Origin of the sequence: Pseudoalteromonas sp. TB25, from assembly GCF_000497995.1 — a bacterium.
In the GTDB taxonomy this organism is placed as follows: Bacteria; Pseudomonadota; Gammaproteobacteria; order Enterobacterales; family Alteromonadaceae; genus Pseudoalteromonas; species Pseudoalteromonas distincta.
Map to the genome: position 1 here is coordinate 1 of NZ_AUTI01000013.1, position 2,404 is coordinate 2,404.

Annotated in this window: 2 protein-coding genes and 1 pseudogene; 1 reads left to right on the forward strand and 2 read right to left on the reverse strand. The window is 40.2% G+C overall.

The features are described from left to right. Positions 1-42: 42 nt before the first annotated feature. Positions 43-1,440 (reverse strand): asparagine--tRNA ligase, encoded by a 1,398-nt coding sequence (gene asnS / locus L652_RS0100195; RefSeq protein ID WP_024596826.1) that lies wholly within the window; start codon positions 1,438-1,440, stop codon positions 43-45. Between the two features lie 297 nt (positions 1,441-1,737). Between asnS and L652_RS0100200 the strand changes: the two genes are divergently transcribed. Then, positions 1,738-2,172 carry an ATP-binding protein gene (locus L652_RS0100200; RefSeq protein WP_002961231.1) on the forward strand — a complete coding sequence of 145 codons (435 nt, stop codon included), beginning with the start codon at positions 1,738-1,740 and terminating at the stop codon, positions 2,170-2,172. 89 nt (positions 2,173-2,261) lie between these two features. Here the strand turns inward: L652_RS0100200 and L652_RS1000000125235 are convergent. Beyond that, positions 2,262-2,404: pseudogene (locus tag L652_RS1000000125235) on the reverse strand (ABC transporter ATP-binding protein); the annotation flags it as partial.

The window sequence follows — 2,404 nt, forward strand, 5'->3', positions numbered from 1 at the left end:
CAATTGGCTGGTTTTTAGTATTTATAAACGGCTAACTTAGTATTAGTAAGTTGCGCTGCCTTTAGTACGAGGGAAGGCAATAACGTCACGTACGTTGCCCATACCTGTTACATAAGCAACTAAGCGTTCAAAGCCTAAACCAAAGCCTGAATGTGGCACGCTACCGTATTTACGTAAATCGCGGTACCAGCTGTAATCTTCTTTGTTTAAGCCCATTTCTTCTAAACGTGCATCAAGCACATCAAGGCGTTCTTCACGTTGTGAACCACCAATGATCTCGCCAATACCAGGCGCTACTACGTCCATTGCGGCAACGGTTTTACCGTCTTCGTTTTGGCGCATGTAGAATGCTTTAATGTCACGAGGGTAGTTTTTAATAACTACCGGTGCTTTAAAGTGCTCTTCTGCAAGGTAACGCTCGTGCTCAGACTGTAAATCTACGCCCCATTCAACAGCGTACTCAAACTTTTTGCCACAGTTTTTAAGGATTTCTACAGCGTCTGTGTAGTCAACTTGTGCAAAGTCTTTATCTACAAATTCTTCTAAACGCGTAATTGCGGTTTTTTCTACACGTTGTGCAAAAAATTCCATGTCATCACGGCGCTCTTCAAGTACGGCTTTAAACACATACTTGAGCATGTTTTCAGCAAGTTTTGCTATATCTTCTAAATCAGCAAACGCTACTTCAGGCTCTACCATCCAAAATTCTGCAAGGTGTCGAGATGTATTTGAATTCTCTGCGCGGAATGTAGGGCCAAATGTATAAATTTTTGACATTGCAGACGCGTAAGTTTCGCCATTTAACTGACCAGATACAGTAAGGAATGCTTCTTTACCGAAGAAATCTTCGCTGTAATCAACTTCGCCTTTGTCTGTAAGTGGTAAGTTTTGCATATCAAGCGTTGATACACGGAACATTTCGCCAGCACCTTCACAGTCACTTGCCGTAATGATTGGCGTGCTGATCCAGTAAAAGCCTTGCTCGTGGTAAAAACGGTGAATAGCTTGTGCTAAACAGTTACGTACACGAGTTACCGCGCCAATCATATTTGTACGAGGGCGAAGGTGAGCGTGCTCACGTAAGTACTCAATGCTGTGGCGTTTTGCCGACATTGGGTATGAATCTGGGTTCTCTACCCAACCTAATACAGTCACTGAGTTAGCTTGAATTTCGTAAGATTGACCTTGGCCAGCAGATTGAACTAAAACACCAGTAACCGACACAGAACAACCGGCTGTTAAGCTAGTAACTTCATCATAATTATTCAGTGAATTAGGAACTACCGCTTGAATAGGATCAAAACACGAACCGTCATGAACGGCTAAAAATGAAATTCCTGCTTTTGAATCGCGGCGAGTACGGATCCAGCCTTTAATTGTTACTTGGCTGTCTACCGCAACATTGCCTTTTAATAGCTCTGAAATCGCTAAATGGCTCATCTTCACTCCAATGATATAAGTTGCCTAACTATTTTATTTTAACTGTGCGCAACACTCGGGCATAAATTGCACATAAACGGCGCTGCACTTGAACCCTGTATCTTACCTAGTAAAGTTAAATAAAAAAACTATTGTGGGCAACTCTTTAAAAGTTTTTATGCATGCGGTTTATTTTTAAACAGTTTTTAGAGTTTAATTGCCACTATTATGATTTGTTGCTCTGAAATTTAATGATTTTGTGGCATTATTAACATCCAAACTAAATTAATATTTATTCACCCTTAAAAAATCGATGCTATGAAACAAGTTTTTATTTTACGAGGACTACCAGGAAGTGGTAAGTCTTACTACGCGCAAAGCCTTGCTGACGAATTAGGTGGAGCCGACGAAAGTCAGTATCTAATTTGCTCAACTGATGATTACTTTAATAATGAGCAGGGCGAATATCATTTCGATAAATTTAAGTTACCACAATTTCATAATTTAAATTTGGCGCGCTTTATAAATGCACTTGCTCAAGGCATTCCATTGGTGATTGTAGATAACACCAATATTAAAAAGTGGGAATTTATAGCTTACTCTCAAGCTGCCGTTGCTTTAGGTTATCAAGTAAAAGAAGTGATAGTGGGTGAAGTAAAAGACAAAGCTATGCAGCACCTATACGCTAAACGAAACTCACATAATGTGCCGCTAAAAACAATAAGTAAAATGGCCTACATGTTTGAGTGGTAGTGCTTCGACTTTAGTTAGTAACCTACATAGCAATACCTATTGAAAAGCCCATATATGGGCTTTTTTGGTTTATGTAAGTTACAAGGTAGTTAAGCTTTTTGTTTATAAACCGCTAATGGGTGCGAGGTACTTAGTGATACATGCACTTCGTCGCCTGGGTTTACCACAACTTCATGGCTTACTCTGCTAGTTACAACCGTAGAGCACGCAAGTTTTACAGCGCACAAGCGGC

Bases quoted from the DNA above. Each gene is read 5' to 3' on its own strand.
- asnS (WP_024596826.1), bottom strand. From the start codon at position 1,440: ATGAGCCATTTAGCGATTTCAGAGCTATTAAAAGGCAATGTTGCGGTA.
- L652_RS0100200 (WP_002961231.1), top strand. From the start codon at position 1,738: ATGAAACAAGTTTTTATTTTACGAGGACTACCAGGAAGTGGTAAGTCT.